The organism is Luteibacter yeojuensis (assembly GCF_011742875.1).
Lineage (GTDB): Bacteria > Pseudomonadota > Gammaproteobacteria > Xanthomonadales > Rhodanobacteraceae > Luteibacter > Luteibacter yeojuensis.
In genome coordinates this window covers 1,207,827-1,228,912 of record NZ_JAAQTL010000001.1, presented here as the reverse complement: position 1 = coordinate 1,228,912, position 21,086 = coordinate 1,207,827, and the positions used below count along the sequence as shown (strand labels likewise).

Genomic DNA, 21,086 nt, shown 5'->3' with positions numbered 1-21,086 from the left:
AACCTTCAGGGGAGACGCCGGTGATCCACGACCTCGCCACATGGTCGAAAGTGCTGGAGCTGATGCCCACCCCGATGTTCGTGCGCGACGCGTCGCATCGGTGGGTGTTCGTGAACCGGATGGGTTGCGAGAGCATGGGTGTCGCCGCCAGCGACGTCATCGGCAAACGCGACGAGGAGCTTTTCCCGCCGGACCAGGCGGCGCGCTTCGCCGCGGGCGACGAGACCGTGCTGCGCGGCCACGAGGTGATCGAAACCGAGGAGGCGGTGACGGACCTGCATGGACGCATGCGAACGCTGCTCACGCGCAAGACCTGCATCGAACTCAATGGCCAGCCGCATGTGCTGGCCTCGGTCACCGACATCACCGAGCTGCGCGAGTCAGAGGCCCAGGTGCGCTGGCTGGCCTGCCACGATGCGCTCACGGGCCTTGCCAACCGCACGGCCCTCTTCGGGAAGCTGGACGCGGCCATCGCCCGCGCGGCGGGCGGAGGCGGCAAGTCGGCGCTGTTCTATCTCGACCTCGACGGCTTCAAGCGGGTCAACGATACCTATGGCCACCATGCCGGCGACGAACTGCTGGTGCAGTTCGGCTCGCGCCTGCGCGCCCTGGTCCGCGGCGGCGACACCGTGGCGCGCATCGGCGGCGACGAGTTCGCATTGCTCGTCGAAGACAACGGAACGCTGGATGTGAAAGGGCTGGCGGAACGCATCCTCGTGCTGGCGAACCTGCCGTTCGACGTTCCTACCCACACGGCGTTCATCGGGACCTCGGTCGGCGTCGTTTCCATCGACGCCGATGCCGTGGCGGCAGGCGAGATGGCCCGCAAGGCCGACAGCGCCTTGTACGAGGCGAAGCGGGCGCGCAATCGCTATGTGGTCTACACCGATGAATTGGACTCGTCGCTGGCGCATCGCCGCGAGGTGGAAACGGCATTGCGCGAAGCCCTCGATTCCGGCGAGGGCCTGGATTGCCATTACCAGCCGCTGGTGAGCGCGAGCGACGGCAGGGTGACGGGCATGGAGGCGCTCGCGCGCTGGCACCATCCTGAACTGGGTGCGGTGCCGCCGGTGCAGTTCATCGCGGTGGCCGAGGAAACCGGGCTGATACGGCGTCTCGGGGAATGGGTGCTCCGTACCGCGTGCTCGCGCCTCGCACCGTTCGACGGCCTTTTCGTGGCGGTGAACGTGAGTGCCGTGCAACTGCGCGACGACCGCTTCGCCGACACCGTGTTCGACGTGCTGGCTTCGTCCGGCATGCCGGCCGGCCGGCTCGAACTCGAAATCACCGAGACCGCGATCGTCAACGCCGACGCCGCGACGGTGCGATTGCTGAAGCGCCTCCGACGTGCCGGCGTGCGGATCTCGCTGGACGATTTCGGCACGGGCTATTCCAGCCTCACGCTGCTCAAGGACCTGGACGTCGACAAGGTGAAGATCGACCGCTCGTTCGTGCAGATGGCACCCATGGCCGACGATTCCGCCGCGATCGTCCGCGCGGTGTCCAACCTGGGCGCGGCGCTGGGTCTCTCGGTCGTCGCCGAGGGCGTGGAGACAGAGCAGCAGCGGGTCTTCCTGCGCGATGCCGGTTGCGACGAACTGCAGGGTTACCTCTTCTCGGAAGCGGTACCGGAGGAGGGCATCGCGCGGGTGCTCGACCGGCTGCCCGTCCGCGAGGCGGTTCACTCCGAGGAGTAGGCCCCGACGGCCATGGGCCAGGTGCGGCGCAGGTCGGGCATGCCCGGCACGGTGGTCGGTTGCGGCAACGGCATGCGCAGGCCAGGCAGGCCGCCAGTGGCGTCGCCGACGATGGCGATGACGCAGCCGCCGCTTTCCTGCGAGGTGCCGAACGAAAGCCGACCCCAGGGCATCTGCATCACCAGGTATCGGTTGGGCAGCATCGACGGCGCGGCGGGCAGCGCGGTCTCGGATTTCGGGGCATGGAACGCCTCGTCCAGTCCCGAACGCTGGAAGCAGGGACGCTGTTCGAGCTGGATGGACGTAAAGCGGACGATGGGCACGTCGCCCCCCTCGTCCATGCCGCGGGCTTCAAAGGCGCTCACGCGGAAGCCGTCCCGGGTGATGAAGGGGGTGCTGCGCACGATCTGCGGCGGGGCGTCGAACGTGGGATGCAGGCCGCCCGGCAGCTTGGCCGACAAGGCGTCCATGGCATTGGGCAGGGTGCCCATGGTGGCGTTGATGATTTCCACCAGCGTCTTGTCGCTGCGCGGCACGGCCACCGGCTCGGCACCCGCGGACAGGACCGGGATCGCAAGCAGGGCCAGGGTGGAGGAGAGGATGCGCATGGTGGCTAGTGTGCACGAGTTGGAGGGCAACCTTGCATGTGCCGGGCGCCGCCCGGATATCGGAGGAATGACCGACCTCCGTTTCGACAACGCCTTCGTCCGCGAACTCCCGGCCGATCCCGAGACCTCGAACACGCCGCGCCAGGTCGCCGGCGTGGCGTTCTCCTGGGTGGAGCCGACACCGGTGCCGGCACCCCGGACGATCGCGGTATCCGGCGAGGTCGCCGGCATGCTCGGCATCGACCCTGACGCCCCCGACTTCGCCGCGGTATTCGCCGGCAATGCGCGCTGGCCGGGCATGACCGGCTACGCCATGGCCTACGGCGGTCACCAGTTCGGACACTGGGCGGGCCAGCTCGGCGACGGCCGCGCCATCGGGCTCGGCGAGATCCTCACGGACCGACACGGCCGCCAGGAAGTCCAGTTGAAGGGTGCGGGCCGCACGCCGTACTCGCGGGGCGCCGACGGTCGGGCGGTATTGCGTTCGTCCATCCGCGAGTTCCTGTGCAGCGAGGCCATGCATCACCTCGGCGTGCCCACGACGCGCGCGCTGTCGCTGGTCGCCACGGGCGAGAGCGTGCTGCGCGATGTCATGTACGACGGCCATCCGGCACCGGAGCCGGGTGCCATCGTCTGCCGCGTGGCACCGTCGTTCCTGCGCTTCGGAACCTACGAGCTTCCGTCGTCGCGCGGGGATGTCGACCTCCTGCGCCGCCTGGTGGATTTCACCGTCGCCACGCACTATCCGCAGTTCGCGGCTCTTCCCCCGGTCGACGGATACGCCGCCTTCTTCGCGGAAGTGTGCGAACGCACGGCCGTGCTCATGGCCCAGTGGATGCGGGTGGGTTTCGTGCATGGCGTGATGAACACCGACAACATGTCGATACTCGGCCTCACCATCGACTACGGTCCGTATGGATGGATCGACGATTTCGATCCGGACTGGACGCCCAATACCACGGACCGCATGCATCGCCGCTATCGCTTCGGCCAGCAGCCGCAGGTGGGCTACTGGAACCTCCAGCGGCTCGCGCAGGCCTTGTCGCCGCTTTTCGACGGCGTGGAACCGCTGCAGGCGGGACTGGACCGTTACGTGGAGACCTTCGAGGCGACGGACGCGGCCTTCTCGGCGGCGAAGCTGGGTCTTCTCGGCTCGCAGGGCGGCGACGAGTCGCTGGTGGCCGACCTTCGCGGCCTGTTGCTGGCCGGCGGGATGGACATGACGATCTTTTTCCGCGACCTCGCCTTGCTGGACCTGGCCGACCCGCGGACGGGCACCGTGGGTGCCGCCTTCTACGAGGAGGCCGGACGCCTCGCCGTCGAGGAGCCGTTGCAGGCCTGGCTGCGACGCTACGCCGAACGGGTTCGGGCCGAAGGGGCGCCCGCGGAAGAACGTCTGGCCTTGATGCATGCGAGCAACCCGCGATACGTGCTGCGCAATTACCTCGCCCAGCAGGCCATCGACCGGGCGGAGCAGGGCGACGAAGCGGGCATCCACGAACTGCTCGACACCCTGCGCCGTCCGTACGACGAACAGCCGGGCAGGGACCACCTGGCGGGGCGCCGCCCGGCATGGGCGCGGGAACGCGTCGGGTGCTCCATGCTTTCCTGCAGCAGCTAGAATCCCCGGTCCACCTTTTCGATCGAGGCCCTCGCGTTGTCCGCAGGTTCCGCTTCCGACGCCGCCCTCGAGGCGCTGTTCGTGCCGTTCGCCACGGGCGAACTGACCCTGCCCGGCGACGGCAGGCTGCTCATGCTGCGCGCCCGCGACGGCTTCGCGCTGCGCGAGAAGCGCCGGCCGGGCTGGACCTTGCAGCAGTCGTTCAAGCCGGCGGCGGATGGCCTGGCACGCTCCGGCTTCACGGTGGTGCCGGAGATCCCGGAAGGACGCTACGGCATGGTGATGGTGCTGCCGACGCGCCAGCGCGAAGAATCGCGCGCGCTCTTCGCGCAGGCCATGTCCCACGTCGACGCCACCGGCGTCGTCGTCGCCAGCGTGGCCAACGCGGAAGGCGCCAAGACCGCCGAGGCCGACCTCGCGCTGCTCGCCGGCGGCGTCGCCTGCCTCTCGAAGCACAAATGCCGTGTCTTCTGGACGCGCCCGGGCGCGACGCCGGTGCCGGCATTGCTGGACGCATGGCTCGCCCTGGACGCGCCCCTTCCGACGGCGGACGGGCGCTTCACGACGCGCCGAGGCCTGTTCGCATGGGATCGCGTCGACACGGCTTCGGCCCTTCTGGCGAGTGTCCTGCCCGCCTCGCTCAAGGGTCGCGTGGCGGACCTTGGCGCCGGTTTCGGTTATCTCGCCTGCGAAATCGTCGCGCGATGCGACGCGGTGACGGCCGTGGACCTCTACGAAGCCGAAGCACGCGCGCTGGAGTCCGCCCGGAGGAACCTCGCCGACGCGGTGGCGCGATGTGGCCGCGCGATCGCCACGAGCGTGCGCTGGCAAGACGTTGCCGAGGGCATCGACGCGGGTTACGACGTCATCGTGGCGAATCCGCCTTTCCACCAGGGACGCGCCGACGATCCTTCGCTGGGCCGCGCGTTCATCGCGGCGGCCGCCCGGGGGCTTGCCGGAGACGGCAGCTTCTGGATGGTCGCCAATCGCCACCTCGCCTACGAGGCCACGCTCGACGCCTGCTTCGCCAGCGTGCGCACCGTCGTCGAGCGGGACGGTTTCAAGGTTGTCGAAGCCAGGGAGCCCCGCCGATGAAACTCGTCCGCCTGCTGGCGAACCTCGGCTACGGCAGCCGCAAGCAGGTTGCCGCGATGTTCCGCGAAGGCCTGGTCACCGACGCCGCGGGCGAGGTGCTGTACGCCGACGACAAGGTCGAACACGCCGACGTGCGTTTCGACGGCGAACCGCTCGATCCGCCGCAGGGCATGCTGCTCATGCTCAACAAGCCCACGGGATACACCTGCTCGCGCAAGGACGTGGGTCGTCTCGTCTACGACCTTCTGCCGCCGCGCTTCGCGCTGCGCAACCCGGTGCTGTCGACGGTGGGGCGGCTCGATCGCGACACGTCGGGCCTGTTGCTCTTCACCGACGACGGGCAGCTGCTGCACCGGATCATCTCGCCGAAGGCCGCGGTGACGAAGGTGTACGAGGCCACCCTGGCCGCCGACCTGCGCGGCGACGAGGCCGCGACCTTCGCCGCCGGGACGCTGATGCTGGAGGGCGAAACGGACCCGCTGGAGCCCGCCGTGCTGGAGGTGCTCGGCCCGCGCCGCGCGCGCCTCACGCTCATCGAGGGCCGCTATCACCAGGTGCGCCGCATGTTCGCGGCGGTGGGCAACCACGTGGAGACGCTGGAGCGTGTGGCCCTGGGAGGCCTCACGCTCGATGGCCTGGCTCCGGGCGAATGGCGCCCGCTGACGATCGAAGATACCGCCCGCATCTTCCTGTAAGGCTGCTACAGAGTAGTAGTATCGGGGTTCCCTCGAATCCCAGGAGTGCGCGATGAACCGTATTGCCGTTGCCATGGCCGGGTTGCTCGTTTGCGCCGGCGCACACGCCGCCGACAAGAGCGTGACCGTGCCGATGACCCTCGTCACCGCCAATGGGGAAGGCGCCTCGGTCGGCAGGATCGTCGTGACCGAAAGCGCGCAAGGCCTCGTCTTCACGCCCGATCTCAAGGGCCTGCCGCCGGGAGAGCACGGTTTCCACCTGCACGAGAAGCCGAGTTGCGCGCCCGGCGAGAAGGACGGAAAGATGGGTGCCGCGATCGCCGCGGGCGGCCATTACGACCCGGCGCACACCGGCATGCACGAAGGTCCGGATTCCACCGCCGGTCACGAAGGCGACCTGCCGAAGCTCGTCGTCGGTGCCGACGGCACCGACACCACGGCGGTCACCGCGCCGCGCCTGAAGACGCTGGCCACACTGAAGGGCCACGCGCTGATGATCCATGCGGGCGGCGACAACTACTCCGACAAGCCGCAGCCGCTCGGCGGCGGCGGCGCGCGCATCGCCTGCGGCGTGATCAAGTAAGGAAGCCATGGCGCAAGGCGGTCTTTTCGCGGCCGAGCCGCTCGTGATCGTCGACGACGAGCACGGGCGGTTCGCTTACGAGCCGGGGCTCGTCGCGCCGGGCGAGGCCGAGGCATGGTTCGCGAGCCTGTTTGCCGGCGTCCCTTGGGAGGCGCAACGCCGCGCGATGTATGGCCGCCAGGTGGACGTGCCGCGGCTGGTGCGGCATTACGCGCTGGACGCTCCCGATCTGCCGCCGGTATTGGGCGAGGCGGGCAGGGAGGTCATCGCGCACACCGGCGTGCCTTTCACCTCGGTGGGCCTGAACCTTTACCGCGATGGCCGCGACAGCGTGGCACCCCATAACGACCACCTCGAGGAACTGGCGGAAGGCGCTCCCATCGCGCTGCTATCGCTGGGAGCCACTCGGCGGATGTCGCTGCGCGAGCGGGAGGCCCCGAAGCGCGCTTTCGATATCGACATGGAGCCGGGCAGCCTGCTCACGATGAGCTACGCCACCCAGTTCCATTACGACCACGGCATTCCGAAGACGCGCGCGCAGGTAGGTCCGCGTATCAGCCTGGCGTTCCGTGTGCGGCCTCACGGGGAGGCCGGCGGTCGCCGCTATGTCTCCCGCAAGCCCGGGGTCCTGTAGGAGCCGCCATAGCGGCGAGAGGCAGCTTGCCTCGCCGCCTCGTTGTTCTGTCGGCTTCTCGCCGCCATGGCGGCTCCGGCACTTTCCTGGTTTCAGAACAGGTCGATGCTGCCAAGAGCCACCGGCGACGCCAGTTCGCCGCGTGCCGTCAGCGACTCGTACCCATGCACGCTGTCGCGTCCGTTCTGCTTGGCGAAGTACAACGCCTTGTCCGCACGGTCCAGCACGATTTCCGGGTAGTCGTTTTCGGTGATCCGCGCATAGCCGATGCTGACCGTCACGTGCCCCACCTGCGGGTAGGCATGCCCCGCCACGAACCGGCGGAAGCGGTCGAGCACCACGTGCACCGCCTCCTCGTCGCGCGCCGCGATCAGCATCACGAACTCCTCGCCGCCGAAGCGGAACAGCACGTCGCCCTGGCGGAAGCTGGCCCGCATCTGCTGGGCGAGCATGAGGATCACCTCGTCGCCATACACATGCCCGTAGGTGTCGTTGATCCGTTTGAAGTGGTCGATATCGAGGATCGCCAGGAAAAGCTGGGATACGTCGTCGGGAGACTGGCGCTGTTCCTTCCCTGCCGCCGTGGCGCCGCGGGAGCGCTGGCGCTGGAGCTTCAGCAGCCGCTGCAGGCGCTGTTCGAAGCTGCGCCGGTTATACAGGCCGGTGAGCTTGTCGCGCTCGCTTTCGTTGAGCAGGGCGATGTAGTTGCCGTAGATGCGGGCGAAGCCTTCCACCATCGAGCGGACCTCGTCCAGCGAGTCTTCCGCTTCGAGCATCAGCGCGCCGATGGCGGCGTGCTCGCGCTGGATGGGAATGACCAGCCGGCTGGTGCCGTCCTCGGTCACGTCGCTGATGGCTTCGAGGGTCTCCATGGCGCACACGATGGTGTCGATGGGATCGCCTTCGCGGCCCGGATCGATGGCCTCGACCACGAACCCGCCGCCGGGCTTGCGCGAGCACACGACGATGGAATCCACCGGATGCTGGAGGCTCTCGCCGCGCTTGCACAGCGTGACGCTGCTGACCGCCACCAGCTCCGCGAGCGACAGCACCATGCTGTGGTCGAGGGCATCGATGTCGCGGTGATGGGTGAACTCCGCCACGGAGGCGAGCAGGCGCGATTCCGGCAAGGTACCGGCGAGGGCGTGCCACGGAGCTTTCATGACGGCGCGTTTCCCGCCGCCGACCTGTCGCGATATGGGCTGTTGATTCGCACCGACCACTCCCTCCCCCGAGAGGGGCGCACCCCCGTGGCGGGCCCCATGTGCGTCTGTCCGGCGATCCAGGCACGGCAACCCACGTAGGTATGTCGGCCGGTGAGCCGCTAACTTTAGGGTGAAATCGGCAGAATGTAAAAAAATGTGATTGGGGTCACATTCGTCTTCTTCACAAATGTGAATGAATCGCGTAGGGAGGCTGTCCGGTCAATCGCCTTCCAGCCAGCCCCGCCATTTGAAGAACAGCACGGGCAGCAGGATGCTGACCAGGATGGCCGCGATCGCCATGGGATAGCCGAAGCTCCAGTCCAGTTCCGGCATCCGCTTGAAGTTCATGCCCCAGATGCCGGCCAGGATCACCGGAGGAATCGTCGCCACGGAGGTGACCGTGAGCACCTTCATCACATGGTTCTGGTCGGTGCTGATGAAGCCGAGACTGGCGTCGAGCAGGAACTGCAGCTTGTTGGTGACCTGGTCGTCGAACTCGTCCAGGGTACGCAGGTCGTGTTCCACCACGCGCAGGCGCACTTCCACGTCGTCGGACATCCACTCGGGCTTCTTGGCGCGGACGAACGAGACGATGCGCTGCACGCCCAGCATCGAGGAGCGGTTGCGCGCCTGTTCGCCTTCCAGGCGGCCTACCTCGAGCATGCAATTGCGCAGCGCGGGGGTGCCGATCCGGGTCCGCGTGAAGACGCGGTCGGAGAGCTTCTTCAGCTTGGCCGAGACGTCCTCCATGCGTTTCGCGGCCAGGTTCACGATCGCTTCGATCAGCGTGGCCAGTGCATCCGCGCTGGAATCCCATCGGTGCGCGTCGCAGCTCTCGCTGGCGAGGTCGAACGCGGGCGAGGCCTCGAAGCGCAGTGTCATCAGTACATGGTTGGTCACCACGATGCCCACGGGGGCCGCATCGCTGTTGCCGGTGTCGGCGAAATACGGGATCGACAGATACATCGCGTCGTCGTCCGTGCGGATCCGGCTGGACATCGCCAGGCTCTCGATATCGCCCCGTTCGGGAACGCGCAGGCCGGTGATCTCCGCGGCGCAGCGACGTTCCTCGTCGTCGGGTTCGATGAGGTCGATCCAGATCGGTGCCTGGGGTTTGCCCATGCCGGGCTTCCATAGCATGGGGCTCTCGTGTTGCCCGTGTTGGTGAATGATCAGCACGTTCGGAATCGTCCTCAGCTTGACCGCGTGGGCAGTTTACGCTTCCGTTGTCCGCGGGAAAGGCGCTGCCAGGCGCACGGGTTCGCGGCAACCCCCTTTCGCGTGCTTCCCACGCGGGGCGGAAAGCGAGCATGCTTCGCCCATCCTTCCGGAGAGCCCATCATGAGCGACATCGCAAAACCCCTCGAGATCCTTCACGACCGCGCGAAGCAGGAGTTCTGGGTCGTGGTCGACGGTCACCACTGCGAAGTCGATTACCACCTCGAGGGCAAGGTCATGGTCATCACCCATACCGGCGTGCCCGATCCCGTCGGCGGCAGGGGCATCGCGAACCTCTTGACCCGTTTCGCGGTGCAGGTCGCCCGGGCCGAGGGCTGGAAGGTACGTCCCGCATGTTCCTACGCCGAGCAATGGTTCAAACGGAATCCCGAGTACGCCGACCTGCTGGCGTAAGAACCGGCGGGAGCCGCTGCGGCGGTGAAGCGGGAGCACGTCCTTCCGCCGCGTTAGCGGCTCCCCGAAGGAGGCGGATCGACATCCGTCAGTGGTTACTTGGCGTTCATGTACGTGTTAGCTTTCACGCTCTCACCACAGCCAGGGCCACCCATGCGTACGAAGTGGATCGCCGCCGCCGTCGCGCTCGCCTGCGCCGGCGCCGCCTATGCCGACACCCCCGCAAAGACGCCGGAAGACCCGCGGATCGCGGCCATCCTCGACGCCCTCGGCAAGGTCCGTTCGATCGGATCGGTGTCGATCTCGCCGGACGCCAGGCACCTCGCCTGGACGGTGAAGACGGACGGCAAGACGGTGCTGCAAGTGGCCGACGCCGACGGCGGCAAGGCGCACCGCGTCACGACGAGCAAGGGTTGCAGCGAATCCGCGGCGATCTGGGCGCCGGATTCGCGCCATCTTGCCTTCCTCTCCGACTGCGCCGGCAAGGCGCCGGGCGTGGAAGAAGGGAAGCAGAACGACATCAACGTCGTGGACATCGCGACGAAGACCCCGCCGAAGCGGATCACCCGGCTCAAGGGCTACGTCCATGGACTGGCGTGGCGTCCCGACGGCAAGGCGCTCGGCTTCCTCTACGTCCCGAACGCCACCCGCCGCGCCAGCGCGACCGCCGCCGCCAAGCCGCAGCTCGGCGAGATCGGCGTCGAAGGCGTCGAGGTGCAGCAGGTCGCGATGGTCGATGCCGGTGGCGGCGAGGTGCGCACGCTCACGCCCGCCGCGCTCCACGTCTACGAATTTTCGTTCTCCGCGAACGGCGACCGCATCGCGTACGTCGCTGCCGAGCCGCCGGGCGACAATAACTGGTGGGTGGCAAAGCTCTACGTACAACCGGCCAGCACCGGCGCCAAGGCCTTGATGCTGGTCGACACGGTGAAGCTGTCGGGCCCCCTGAAGGGCCTCCAGATGGCGGTGCCCCGTTTCTCGCCCGACGGCAAGCAGGTCGCGTTCATCGGCGGCCTGATGAGCGACCAGGGGTCCAACGGCGGCGATATCTGGACGGTGCCCTCCGTGGGCGGCGCCGATCCGGTCGACGTCACGCCCGGCATCCACACCACGCCGGCCTGGTTGGCCTGGACCGGCCCCGGCCGTCTGCTGGTCGGCGAACACGCCGCCGGAGCAAGCCGCGTGTCGAGCTACGAACTGGGCGAGGGCGGCTCCAAGGCCACCACGCTCTTCGAAACCCCGATGACGATCGGCGACGGCCGCCTGTCGATGTCCGTCTCCCTGAGCGCCGACGCCCACGTGGCCGCGTTCACGGCAAGCTCCTTCGACAAGGCGCCCGAAGTCCAGGTCGCCAGCCTCGACGGCAGCTCGATGCCGACGACCGTCACCTCCTTCAATGCCGGGTTGAAGCCGTCGTGGGGCAAGGCCGAATCGATCTCCTGGAAGAACGAAGGCCACGACGTCCAGGGCTGGCTGCTCTATCCGGCGAACTACGACCCGTCAAAGCGCTACGGCATGATCGTGTCGATCCACGGCGGCCCGGCATCGATGGTTTCGCCCCGCTGGCCCGGCGTGGGCTATGGCGGCGCGCCGCTCTCGGCCCTCGGGTACTTCGTCTTCATGCCCAATCCGCGCGGCAGCTACGGGCAGGGCGAGGCCTTCGTGCAGGCCAACCGCAAGGATTTCGGCTACGGCGACATGCGCGACGTGCTGGCCGGCGTGGACGCCATCGAGAAGAACCATCCGGTGGACGACAAGCGCCTGGGCCTCACCGGCTGGAGCTACGGCGGCTTCATGACGATGTTCGGCGTGACCCAGACGGGACGCTTCCGCGCCGCGGTGGCGGGCGCCGGCATCTCCAACTGGCAGAGCTATTACGGCCAGAACCTGATCGATCAGTGGATGAAGCCGTTCTTCGGGGCGTCCGTGTACGACGACCCGGCGGTGTACGCCAAGAGCTCGGCCATCAATTTCATCAAGCAGGTGAAGACCCCGACCCTGATCGTGGTGGGCGAGCGCGACGCGGAATGCCCGGCGCCGCAGTCCTTCGAGTTCTGGCATGCGCTGCGCGCCCAAGGCGTGCCGACCTCGCTGGTGGTCTACCCGGGCGAAGGCCACGGGTTTGCCCGCGAGGCCAGCCGCCGCGACGTCCTGGCCCGTGCCCTGGGCTGGTTCGACAAGTACCTCCCGGCCGAATGACGGCCCCGTAGGGGCCTCCGGGCCCCTACGGATTGCGTTTTTCCGCCGACGCAGCATCATGCGGGCAGGGCCGGCCGTCTCATCCCTGATGAAGACGCCGGATGGATGCATCGCATGAGGCTAAAGTCGGGGGCTGCGTGGCCGATAATCCGAGGGACAAGTGGCATCGCGCCCGACCTTCCCCCGGGATCCGTGGCGTCGTCCTTGGACATTTCGTTGAATCCGCGGGCCGGCTGACGTCCATGCCGGCCGGTGACGTGTCCCGGAAGCCGGGCCGGAGCGTGGCGTGCTGACACATCGTAACGTCGAGAGCGGCATGCACCTCGCCGTATCGAAGTGCGCGCACTGGTCCGTGTTCGGACCGGTCGACGTGTCCGGTTGCGCCAGCTTCAGCACCGTGGGGGCGGGACTCGGCTGGATGCTGGCGCTCATCGTGGTCTGCGCCCTGGCCGCCACGGTCATCGCATGGCTGGTGGGGCAGCGCCGCCACCTCCACGCGAAGCTCGAGGATCCGCGCGAGCAGGCCAGCCGTGCGCTGGCCTTCCACGCTTATCACGACACGCTCACCGGCCTGCCCAATCGCGCCTACCTGATGCGCGAGCTGGAAAAAGCCCTGGCCGCGCCGCAGGTGCAGCTGGCCGTGATGTTCGTCGACCTCGACGGCTTCAAGTCCATCAACGACACCCTCGGGCACGAGGCGGGCGACAGCTTCCTGCGCGCCGTGGCTTCGTCCCTGCGCAGCAGCGTCCGCGAGCGCGACACCGTCTCCCGCTTCGGCGGCGACGAGTTCGTGGTGATCGTGCAGGCCTATGGCGGCATGGAGAACCTCGTCCGCGTCTGCCGCAAGGTGCTCGACCTCGTCTCCAAGCCGGTGAACGTCGCCGGCCAGTTCGTCGCGGTGAGCCCGAGCATCGGCGTCGCCGTGGCGCCGCAGGACGGCCTGGTGGCCGCCGCGCTCCTGCGCAACGCCGACGCCGCGATGTATGCGGTGAAGGAAACCGGCAAGGCGGATTTCCGTTTCTACGAGGAAGGCATGCTGGAACAGGCGCGAGAGCGCCTGGCCCTCACCGTCGAATTGCGCGAAGCGCTGCAGACGGGGCAGCTCGCCGTGGAATACCAGCCGAAGCGCAATCTGCGCGATGGCACCCTCGCCGGCGTGGAGGCGCTGGCGCGCTGGCCGCATCCCGTCCGCGGCGATGTGCCGCCGGCCATCTTCGTGGCGATCGCGGAGCGTTCCGGCCTCATCCACGCGCTGGGCGAATACGTGCTGCGCGAAGTGCTCAACCAGTTGCAGAGCTGGGACGCCGCAGGCACCGTAGTGGATTACGTCGCCATCAACCTGTCCATGCACGAACTCAGTCGCCCCGCCTTCGTCGACACGCTGCACCGTGCCGTGCGCTCGTACGGCGTGGACCCCACCCGCATCCGTTTCGAGCTCACCGAATCCACCGCGATGCGCGAACCGGAGGAAACCATGCGTCAGCTGGTGAAGCTGCGCTCGCACGGGTTCGACCTGCTGATCGACGATTTCGGCGCCGGCTACTGGAACCTCAGCCACCTGCGCGAACTGCCGGTGGGCACGATCAAGATCGACCAGTCCTTCGTGCGCGGCAGCGCGTCGAACCTCGCCGACCGCGAGATCACCGAAGCCATCGTCGGTCTTGCGAAGAAGCTCAACATGCGCACGATCGCCGAAGGCGTGGAAACGAGGGCGCAGGCGGAATGGTTGCGCGACCTGGGTTGCGACATCGGCCAGGGGTATTTCTTCGCGCGCCCGATGAGCGCCGACGCGTTCACCCGGTACCTCGCTCCGACACCGGCCTATGCAGGCTGACCGCCAGCCGCGGCCCGCTCGTTTCCCGCGCTTCCGAGCACGTCTGTTCGCCCTCGCGGGAGGACTTTGCCTGGCGTTCGCGTCGCTCGCCGCGGCGCAGGAACCTTCCACACCGGGCGTGGACCCCTGGGCCGTCTACGAATCCACCTGGTTCGACACGGTCGGCGTGGCCGATGGCCTGCCGCATTCGACCACCACGGCGATCGTGCAGGACAAGCGCGGCCTCATCTGGATCGGCACGTTCGGCGGTCTCGTGCGCTACGACGGTTACCGCATGCAGGTGTTCGGACAGGAGCCCGACTCGTATGCCGGTGCCGTCCTTCCCGACTCCTATGTGCGCGCTCTGGCGCCGCTGGACGACGGCGGGCTGCTGATCGGTACCAACGCGGGAGGGCTGGTCCGCTTCGATCCGGAGACGATGCGCTTCCATGTTTACCCGATCGGGCCCGGGGGAACCTCGGACGGCAAGATCTTCGCGATCGGCCGGTCCCACCAGCGCGGCATCTTCTGGATCGCCACCGAGCGCGGCGTCGATCGCCTCGACGTGGCCAGCGGCAAGATCACCCACGAATCGCAAACGCCGCTCGACGCGAAGGGGATGGTACCGCGCACGTTCGTCGTGGCCGAGGGCAAGGCCGGCAATGTCTGGGCCGGCGTGGACGACGGTCTCTTCGTGCGCAAGCCGGGCGGTCATTTCCGCCGCGTGCGTTCGAGCGATCCGGTCGTGGACGAGATCCTCCACGACCAGGTCTGGGCCTTGCTGGAGGACAGCGCGGGCCGGCTCTGGGTGGGCACGGGCCAGTCGGGCGCCGTGTACATCGACGCCAGGGGGCAGGGGCACTACGTGCCGGGCTTCTCCGGCAAGGACAGCATGGCCCGCCGCCGCACCGTGCGCGCCTTCCACGAGACGCCGCAGGGCGAGCTGTGGGCGGCGACGGACGGCGCGGGCGTGGTCGCCTACGACTTTGCCACGGGGCGCGTGCGCTCGCTCGCGCACGACGCGGCGATGCCGTCCTCGTTGCCGGGCGACATCACGCGCGACATCTACCAGGATACCGCCGGCAACCTGTGGGTCGCGACGGAACTCGGCGCCGCGCACTACGATCCGCACGGCCGCAAGGTGTTCTCGGTGCTGCCGTCGCCGCTGGAGACGCACACGCTGTCGAACGCCAACGTGCATGCGGTATTCGTCGACCCGCGCGGCCGCGTGTGGCTCGGGCTGGGCATGGGCCGGATCGATGTGCTCGACCTCGCCAAGGGCAGCATGCGCCACCTGCAGCTGGGCGGCGAACAGGCCGAACGCGACGTGCAGGCCTTCGTGGTGGCGCCCGACGGCTCCATCTGGGCTGGCGCCCAGGGCATCTCGCGCATCGATCCGGATACCTTCGAGCTGAAGAGTTCGATGATTCCCAGCCTCGACGGCCGGCTGATCCTGTCGATGCGCCGCGAGGGCAACGACATCCTCATCGGTGGCTACGACGGGCTGTTCCGCTACGACACGGTGAGCGGCAAGCTCATCCAGATGCGCCACGACGAGAAAGACCCGAAGAGCCTCGTGGGCGACCAGGTGCGTTACATCGTGCGCATGCCCGGAGCCTGGTGGTACGCCACGATCAGCGGTATCAGCATTTCCTACGACGGCGAGCCGGGGTTCGTGAACCTCTTCCACGACCCCGCCAATCCCGACAGCCTGCCGCAGGACTACACCGGGTCGATGGCCTTCGATTCGCATGGCCGCCTCTGGCTGGGTACGTTCGGCGGCATCGCCTACCTCGACCATTTCAATCCGCGCGGACCGTTCCGTTTCGGGCTGGTGGGCGCGCGCGAAGGCCTGCCCAACACGAAGATCAACGCCTTGCTGGTCGATCGCAACGATCGCGTCTGGGCCTCGATGGCCAACGGCGTGGCCATGGTGGACACGGCCACCCATCGTGTCGCCGACCTGGGCATCCGGGACGGCCTGCGCATTCCCAGCTATATCCATCGGGCGGCCGCGGAAGCGCCCGGCGGCGAGCTGATGTTCGGCGGCCTCGGTGGCCTGACCGTCGTGCGGCCGTACTGGGTGGCACCCGCGGTCGGACCCGCGCGCCTCGCGGTCACCCAGGTGTCGGTCAACGACAGGCCGCTGCCGCTGCGCGAGATTCCGCGCGACGGGGGCGAGATGGCGCTCTCCGAACATGGCCGCAACCTGCGGGTGGACTTCGCGCTGCTCGATTTCCGCGCGCCGATGGAAACCCATTACGCCTACCGCATGGACGGCACGGACACGGCCTGGAACGAGGTGCCGCGGGGCATTCCGCCGAGCGCGATCTACACCAACCTGCCCAGCGGAACGTACACGCTGCGCCTGCGCGCGACGATGCGCGGCCTGGACGGGCGTACGGTGGAAACCTCAGTACGCGTCGTGGTGACGCCGCGCTGGTACGAAAGCCCGTGGACGCTGCTGCTCGGCATCGCGCTGGGCGTGGCGGCGTTCTTCGGACTCGTCTACCTGCGCACGCTTTACCTGCGCCGCCGCGCCGAACTGCTGCAGGCCCAGGTCGACGCGCGCACGCGCGACCTCAAGGCGGCCAACGAGCGCCTCGACCACCTCGCCGGCACGGACGAGCTTACCGGTTCGCTCAACCGGCGCCGCTTCCTCGAACAGGCGGAGCGGGTGCGCCAGGGTGCCGCCGCCGACGGCATCCCCTTCAGCGTGGTGCTCATCGACATCGACGACTTCAAGTCGGTGAACGACACCTATGGCCACCTGGCGGGCGACACGGTGATTCGCGAGACGATGCGGGTGATCTCGTCGATGTGCCGGGCCGACGACCTCGCGGGCCGTTTCGGCGGCGAAGAATTCATCCTGTGCCTGCCCGGCGCGCTGGCCGAGCATGCCCTCGACATCACCGAGCGCGTGCGTCATGCCCTCGGCGCGATGGTGATGGTGCACGGCGATTACCGCATCCGCATCACCGTGAGCGCCGGCGTGGCCATGTGGCGTGCGCCGGAATCGCTCAACTCCCTGCTGGGCCGCGCGGACGACGCCCTCTACGAGGCAAAGAACGACGGGCGCAACCGCACCCGCATCGCGGGACTGTAACCGCGCTGTAGGAGCCGCTATAGCGGCGAGGGCGCCTGCCTCACCGCTTCGTCGCTCCGTTGGCTTCTCGCCGCCATGGCGGCTCCTACAGAGTCGCGCATCAGTCGCGGAAGTTCTCGAACTGCAGCGGCACCTCGACGTCCGCCTTGCGCAGCATCGCGATGGCCGTCTGCAGGTCGTCGCGTTTCTTCCCGGTCACGCGGATCTTCTCGCCGTTGATCTGGGCCTCCACCTTGAGCTTGGCCTCCTTGATCTTCGCGATGATCTTCTTCGCCACGGGCTGCTCGATGCCCTGCTTGATGGTGATCTTCTGCCGCGCCTCGGCAAGGTTGGTCTCCACCTTGCCCTCGTCCATGGCGCGCACGTCGATGCCGCGGGCGGAGAGGCGGCCGCGAAGGATGTCGAGCAGCTGCTTCAGCTGGAATTCGTTGTCGGCCTTCTGGGTGATGACGTTCTCGTCGAGCTCGTACTTGGCCGAGGTGCCGCGCAGGTCGAAGCGGGTGGTGACCTCGCGATTGGCCTGGTCCACGGCATTGGTGAGTTCGTGCGTGTCGACTTCCGAGACGATGTCGAAGGAGGGCATTTGCTAGGTCCTTTTGAAGGGGGCGGTAAACAGTGTAGCGGGGGACAATAGCAATGCTTCACCGCTCCGTTGGCTTCTCGCCGCTATAGCGGCTCCCACAGGTATTATGTGGGTTTGCACCAGGAATGAGCATGGAATACGACCTCCTCGTGATCGGGGCCGGCGCGGCGGGCCTGATGACGGCCATCGTCGCGGGCGGCCGCGGACGCCGGGTCCTGGTCGTGGACCATGCCAACCGGGCGGGCAAGAAGATCCTGATGTCCGGCGGTGGCCGCTGCAATTTCACCAACACGGCCACCTCCCCGGCGAACTTCCTTTCCGCCAATCCGCACTTCTGCAAGTCCGCGCTGGCACGCTACACGCCGTGGGACTTCATCGCGATGGTCGACCGGCACCGTATCGCGTGGCACGAGAAGTCGCCGGGCCAGCTGTTCTGCGACGAATCGTCGAAGCTGATCGTGCGCATGCTGCTGGACGAATGCGCGGCCGCCGGCGTTCGCGTGGAAACCGGTTGCGCGGTCTCGCACCTTCGCGCCGCGGCCGGCGGATTCGCCTGCGATACGCCGCTGGGCCATGTGCGCGCGGCCTCGCTGGTCGTGGCGACCGGGGGCCTGTCGATTCCCAGCCTCGGCGCCAGCGGATTCGGCTACGAGGTGGCACGCCAGTTCGGGCATGCCGTGCTGCCGGTGCGCGCGGGCCTCGTGCCGTTGACCCTGAGCGGAAAGCATCAGGAGCGGTTCGAGGGTCTTTCCGGCGTCGCCCTGCCGGTGGAGGCGCGGGCGAACGGTCACGCGTTCCGCGACGCCATGCTGTTCACGCATCGCGGGCTCAGCGGCCCGGCCATCCTGCAGATTTCCTCGCACTGGGAGCCTGGCACCGACTTGCGCATCGATCTGCTGCCAGGCCGCGACGCCGCGGAAGCGCTGCGCGAGGGTCGTGCCGAACGCCCCGCGGCGGAGCTCAAGACGGTGCTCTCCGGCCTGCTGCCGCGCCGCCTGGCGGAGCGACTCTGCGAGGTCTGGCTGCCGAACAGGCCGATGCGCCAGTACCGTGACGCCGAATTGAACGGCATCGGCGCACAGTTGTCCGACTGGCCGGTGGTCGCCAGCGGCACCGAAGGCTATCGCACCGCCGAGGTCACCCTCGGCGGCGTCGACACCGACGAGGTGTCGTCGTCGACGATGATGTCCCGTCGCCAGCAAGGCCTCTACTTCGTGGGCGAGGTGCTTGACGTGACCGGCCACCTCGGTGGCTACAACTTCCAATGGGCCTGGGCCTCCGGCCATGCCGCCGGGCTGGCCGTCTGAACGTGGAGCGAGCGATGGGTAGCGTACGTATCGGTTTCATCGGTCTGGGCAGCATGGGCGCCGGCATGGCCGCGAACCTGGTGGAGGCCGGCCATGCGGTCACGGTCTGGAACCGCTCGCCGGAGGCGGCGCGGCCGCTGGCGGCGCAGGGCGCCACCGTGGCGGAGAGCGCGAGCGCCGCCGCCGCGGGTGTCGAGGTGCTGCACAGCATGCTGGCGAACGACGCCGCCGTACGCGATGCGATCCTCGACGGCGGCGTGCTCGATGCCTTGCCCAAGGGCGCTGTGCACGTGAACCACGCGACCATTTCGGTAGCGCTGGCGCGGGAACTGGCCGAGGCGCACGACCGGCGCGGGGTGGGCTACGTCGCCGCCCCGGTCTTCGGCCGCCCGGCCGTGGCCGCCGCAGGCGAACTCAACATCGTCGCCGCGGGCAAGCCGGAGGCGATGGCGAAAGTGCTGCCCTTGCTCCAACCGCTGGCCGGAAAGGTGTGGCCGATGGGCGACGACCCGGCGCGCGCCAACATCGTCAAGATCGGCGGCAACTTCCTCATCGGTGCGGCGATAGAGAGCATGGCCGAAGCCTCCGCGCTCGTCCGTGCGCATGGCGTGCCGGCGAAGGATTTCCTCGAGGTGATGTCCGGCTCGCTGTTCGCCTCGCCGGTATTCAAGACCTATGGCGGCCTGATCGCGGAGGAGAACTACGCTCCCGCCGGCTTCAAGATGAGCCTGGGATTCAAGGACATCGGTCTGGCTCGCGCGGCCGCCGAGGCGGAGCGGGTGCCCATGCCCTTCGCCAGCGTGTTGCACGACACGCTGCTGGAGGCCCTCGCGGCAGGAGAGGGCGACCTGGACTGGTCGGCGCTGGCGAAAGTGGCCGCGCAAAGGGCTGGCCTCGTCTAAAGCCGGCCGGTTTCTGTAGGAGCCGCTATAGCGGCGAGAAAACCTCGCGGCGCCGCGGCGAGACTCCTCTCGCCGCTATAGCGGCTTCTGCAGGGATCGGCGGCGGTCGTGAGGCGCTTCTTCACAATCGCTAGTCCCCGGCATCGGCCACAATCGGGCCGCACGCTGTGTGCGACACGAGGGCGGACGCTATGACGGCAAGCTGGAAAACAGTGTACGAGGGCCAGCACGAAGGCCGCTCGATCACGGTGAGGGAGTCGGGCGACGGGACGTTCAAGGTGCTCACGAAGCAGAACGTCCACGATGAGGGCATCGCCTACCAGGACGGGAGAACCTTCGTGCACGTGTCGCCGAGCAGCGCCGGCGAACAGGTCGAAAGCGAAGCGAACTCGCGCGAATCGCTCGAGGAAGCCCTGAAGGAGCTGCATTTTTCCGCCGAGACCGTCAGCCATATCTGTGACAGGCTGCACTGACGGAATGTCGCGGGTTTCTGCCATGATCGGGCCTCGTCATCTCATACAGGCGCACGCCGTCCATGGCAGAAACGACGTCCCCGATGATCGAGCGCACCGTGCCCCGGCTGTTGATGTGCGCACCCACGTTCTTCGAGGTCAGCTACGTCATCAATCCATGGATGACCGACCACGTCCATGACACCACCAGCGAGCGCGCCCGCCGCCAGTGGGACGCACTGCGCGATACGGTCTCCCGGCACGCCGACGTGGCCCTGCAGCCGCCGGCGGAAGGCCTGCCGGACATGTCGTTCACCGCCAACGCGGGCCTGGTCTTCGGTAACGCCTTCGTACCGAGCCGTTTTCGCTACGCCGAACGGCAGGGCGAAGAGGCCCACGACCGCGACTGGTTCGCCCGCCACGGCTTCGACATCGTGGACCTGCCCGAGGGCATGTTCTTCGAAGGTGCGGGCGATGCGCTGTTCGATCGCGGGGTCGCCCGGCGCCTGTGGATGGGCCACGGTCACCGCTCGGATGCCGAGGCCGCCCCGGAACTGGCCCGCCTGCTCGATATCGAAGTGCTGCCGGTCAAGCTTTCCGACCCGCGCTTCTACCACCTGGACACCTGCTTCTGCCCGTTGGCGAACGGGTATCTCCTGTATTTTCCCGGCGCGTTCGATCCCCCTGCGCTCGCCTTGATCGAGACGCATGTGCCGCCGGGACTGCGCATCCCCGTGCGCGAGCGCGATGCGCTCGATTTCGCCTGCAACGCCGTTAACCTCGGCCGTGTCGTGATCCTCAACCGGGCCAGCGGGGCATTGCGCGAGCGGCTGGAAGCTGCCGGTTTCATGGTGGTGGAAGTGGCGCTGGACGAGTTCATCAAGTCCGGCGGTGCCGCCAAGTGCCTCACCCTGCGCCTGGACGAGATCCCCGGCGCCTAGCCGCAAGCTGTAG

Annotated in this window: 18 protein-coding genes; 14 read left to right on the top strand and 4 right to left on the bottom strand. The window is 67.9% G+C overall.

Annotated features, from left to right (window positions below; genetic code table 11):
* Positions 1-20 precede the first annotated feature (20 nt).
* Positions 21-1,697, top strand: coding sequence for an EAL domain-containing protein (locus HBF32_RS19615; protein WP_166698689.1), 1,677 nt, complete (start codon positions 21-23; stop codon positions 1,695-1,697).
* Here the strand turns inward: HBF32_RS19615 and HBF32_RS05405 are convergent.
* Complete coding sequence (locus tag HBF32_RS05405; protein ID WP_166698688.1) at positions 1,682-2,305, bottom strand: hypothetical protein; 624 nt, start codon at positions 2,303-2,305, stop codon at positions 1,682-1,684. The two genes, HBF32_RS19615 and HBF32_RS05405, sit on opposite strands and share 16 nt — an antisense overlap.
* A gap of 67 nt (positions 2,306-2,372) precedes the next feature.
* On the opposite strand from HBF32_RS05405, the gene HBF32_RS05400 reads away from it, so the two are divergent.
* From HBF32_RS05400 to HBF32_RS05380, 5 genes are read left to right on the top strand one after another with little or no spacing between them, the layout of a single operon-like run.
* Positions 2,373-3,926, top strand: a complete 1,554-nt coding sequence (locus HBF32_RS05400; protein ID WP_166698687.1) for a protein adenylyltransferase SelO — start codon at positions 2,373-2,375, stop codon at positions 3,924-3,926.
* Between the two features lie 36 nt (positions 3,927-3,962).
* Positions 3,963-5,021, top strand: a complete 1,059-nt coding sequence (locus HBF32_RS05395) for a class I SAM-dependent methyltransferase (protein ID WP_166698686.1) — start codon at positions 3,963-3,965, stop codon at positions 5,019-5,021.
* Complete coding sequence (locus HBF32_RS05390) at positions 5,018-5,716, top strand: pseudouridine synthase (protein WP_166698685.1); 699 nt, start codon at positions 5,018-5,020, stop codon at positions 5,714-5,716. Before HBF32_RS05395 ends, HBF32_RS05390 begins: the two co-directional genes overlap by 4 nt.
* A 52-nt stretch (positions 5,717-5,768) precedes the next feature.
* Positions 5,769-6,299 carry a superoxide dismutase family protein gene (gene sodC, locus HBF32_RS05385; RefSeq protein ID WP_166698684.1) on the top strand — a complete coding sequence of 177 codons (531 nt, stop codon included), beginning with the start codon at positions 5,769-5,771 and terminating at the stop codon, positions 6,297-6,299.
* 7 nt (positions 6,300-6,306) lie between these two features.
* A complete protein-coding gene (locus HBF32_RS05380) occupies positions 6,307-6,933 on the top strand; it encodes an alpha-ketoglutarate-dependent dioxygenase AlkB family protein (protein WP_166698683.1) in 627 nt (208 codons plus the stop codon).
* Between the two features lie 92 nt (positions 6,934-7,025).
* Here HBF32_RS05380 and HBF32_RS05375 read toward each other — a convergent pair whose 3' ends face one another.
* Both HBF32_RS05375 and HBF32_RS05370 read right to left on the bottom strand, forming a co-directional pair.
* Positions 7,026-8,096, bottom strand: coding sequence for a GGDEF domain-containing protein (locus tag HBF32_RS05375; RefSeq protein WP_166698682.1), 1,071 nt, complete (start codon positions 8,094-8,096; stop codon positions 7,026-7,028).
* A gap of 261 nt (positions 8,097-8,357) precedes the next feature.
* On the bottom strand, positions 8,358-9,278 hold the full coding sequence (locus tag HBF32_RS05370) for a CorA family divalent cation transporter (protein WP_166698681.1): 921 nt from the start codon (positions 9,276-9,278) through the stop codon (positions 8,358-8,360).
* Positions 9,279-9,479: 201 nt separating this feature from the next.
* On the opposite strand from HBF32_RS05370, the gene HBF32_RS05365 reads away from it, so the two are divergent.
* The 4 genes from HBF32_RS05365 to HBF32_RS05350 all read left to right on the top strand — a co-directional run bounded on the left by HBF32_RS05365 (position 9,480) and on the right by HBF32_RS05350 (position 16,888).
* Positions 9,480-9,770, top strand: coding sequence for a GNAT family N-acetyltransferase (locus HBF32_RS05365; RefSeq protein ID WP_166698680.1), 291 nt, complete (start codon positions 9,480-9,482; stop codon positions 9,768-9,770).
* A gap of 153 nt (positions 9,771-9,923) precedes the next feature.
* Complete coding sequence (locus tag HBF32_RS05360) at positions 9,924-11,969, top strand: S9 family peptidase (RefSeq protein WP_166698679.1); 2,046 nt, start codon at positions 9,924-9,926, stop codon at positions 11,967-11,969.
* A 286-nt stretch (positions 11,970-12,255) separates the two neighbouring features.
* On the top strand, positions 12,256-13,803 hold the full coding sequence (locus HBF32_RS05355; protein WP_166698678.1) for an EAL domain-containing protein: 1,548 nt from the start codon (positions 12,256-12,258) through the stop codon (positions 13,801-13,803).
* 118 nt (positions 13,804-13,921) lie between these two features.
* Positions 13,922-16,888 carry a diguanylate cyclase gene (locus tag HBF32_RS05350; RefSeq protein ID WP_338039739.1) on the top strand — a complete coding sequence of 989 codons (2,967 nt, stop codon included), beginning with the start codon at positions 13,922-13,924 and terminating at the stop codon, positions 16,886-16,888.
* 100 nt (positions 16,889-16,988) lie between these two features.
* Here the strand turns inward: HBF32_RS05350 and HBF32_RS05345 are convergent, their stop codons facing one another.
* Positions 16,989-17,471: a YajQ family cyclic di-GMP-binding protein gene (locus tag HBF32_RS05345; protein WP_166698676.1), complete on the bottom strand. Its 483-nt coding sequence runs from the start codon at positions 17,469-17,471 to the stop codon at positions 16,989-16,991.
* Positions 17,472-17,602: 131 nt separating this feature from the next.
* On the opposite strand from HBF32_RS05345, the gene HBF32_RS05340 reads away from it, so the two are divergent.
* The 4 genes from HBF32_RS05340 to HBF32_RS05325 all read left to right on the top strand — a co-directional run bounded on the left by HBF32_RS05340 (position 17,603) and on the right by HBF32_RS05325 (position 21,073).
* Positions 17,603-18,778: a BaiN/RdsA family NAD(P)/FAD-dependent oxidoreductase gene (locus tag HBF32_RS05340; RefSeq protein WP_166698675.1), complete on the top strand. Its 1,176-nt coding sequence runs from the start codon at positions 17,603-17,605 to the stop codon at positions 18,776-18,778.
* Between the two features lie 14 nt (positions 18,779-18,792).
* Complete coding sequence (locus HBF32_RS05335; protein WP_166698674.1) at positions 18,793-19,680, top strand: NAD(P)-dependent oxidoreductase; 888 nt, start codon at positions 18,793-18,795, stop codon at positions 19,678-19,680.
* A gap of 191 nt (positions 19,681-19,871) precedes the next feature.
* Positions 19,872-20,153 (top strand): prefoldin domain-containing protein, encoded by a 282-nt coding sequence (locus HBF32_RS05330; RefSeq protein ID WP_166698673.1) that lies wholly within the window; start codon positions 19,872-19,874, stop codon positions 20,151-20,153.
* Between the two features lie 62 nt (positions 20,154-20,215).
* Positions 20,216-21,073, top strand: a complete 858-nt coding sequence (locus HBF32_RS05325) for a dimethylarginine dimethylaminohydrolase family protein (RefSeq protein WP_166698672.1) — start codon at positions 20,216-20,218, stop codon at positions 21,071-21,073.
* The last annotated feature ends 13 nt before the right edge of the window (positions 21,074-21,086 follow it).